A 1,231-nucleotide genomic window follows, 5' to 3' on the forward strand; every position below is an offset into this window, starting at 1 on the left:
GCCCTCCCGCCACGCCAGTTGCTCTACGACGGAGACCGTCAAGACCGCACTGGCGCAAAATTCGTAAACCTTCGTCTCTAATATTCACCGCAGCATTAATATCCCTGTCATGTATTGTGTGACATTTAGGACATTGCCAGCTACGGATATCTAAACTGAGATTATCTAGTTGATGCAAGCAGTTACTACAAGATTTTGAACTAGGGAAAAATCTGTCTACTTCAATATAGGTTTTCCCTTCCCATTCTGCCTTGTATTTCAACATGGTGCAGAATTGACCCCATCCAGCGTCACTAATTGATTTAGCTAGTTTGTGGTTCTTGACCATATTCTTAACTGCTAGGTTTTCTACAACTATGACTTGGTTCTCGTCAACTAATTTACGACTTAGTTTGTGTAGAAAATCTTCACGGCATCTAGTAATTTTCGTGTAAATTTTAGCAACTTTAATTCTTGCTTTGTTACGATTGCTAGACCCTTTTTGTTTGCGGCTAAGTTGTTTTTGTTTCTTGACTAACTTGACCTCATATTTGCGGTAATATTTGGGGTTGCCATGTTTAGTCCCATCAGATGTAATAGCGTAATGGTTAATTCCCATATCTACGCCAATAGCTTTACCTTCTGATGATAGAGATGGTTTATCCTTCCCACTGTCATATAGACAAGCAGCGTAGTATTCACCTGATGGAGTCAGCGATACAGTAATAGACTTTAATTTACCTTCAGGTAATCGAGATACTTTGCAGTAGACTTTGCCTAGTTTTGGAAGCGTCAGATTGTCGCCATCTAGTTTTATTCCTTGCGGAAATCGAATAGATTGTTTTTGACCTTTGTTTTTGAAATTGGGGTATTTAGCCCGTCTCTCAAAAAAATTCAAGAACGCACTAGACAAATCTAAGGCTACTTGTTGCAAGCATTGAGAAGGTGGCTCTGTTAACCACTCATATTCTTTCTTCAGGGATGGCAACAAATTAATTATCTCGTTGCGACTTAACCCCTTACCTGTTGCCTTGTAGGTTTCGCTTGTTAAGTTAAGCGCATAGTTGTAAAACCAGCGTACACATCCAAACGACTTAGCAAGTAGTCTTACTTGCTCCCCTGTCGGATAGATTCTGTACTTGTAGGCTTTTAACATTGCGCTTACCAAACTGCATTAACTATGTTAAACTAAATTCGTACTAATGTAAAGTCCCCCTGGAAGGGGGAGGTTTTAAACCCATTTCTCTGATAA

General features: G+C 39.8%; 1 protein-coding gene. It reads right to left on the bottom strand.

Annotated features, from left to right (window positions below; all coding sequences use genetic code 11):
* Window positions 1–1,135: IS200/IS605 family element RNA-guided endonuclease TnpB (gene tnpB / locus AACS98_RS19605; protein ID WP_066382966.1), on the bottom strand; the 1,135-nt coding region annotated here is incomplete at its 3' end.
* Between the last annotated feature and the right edge of the window lie 96 nt (window positions 1,136–1,231).

It is taken from the genome of Anabaena sp. CA = ATCC 33047 (genome assembly GCF_963870205.1).
GTDB lineage: Bacteria > Cyanobacteriota > Cyanobacteriia > Cyanobacteriales > Nostocaceae > Trichormus.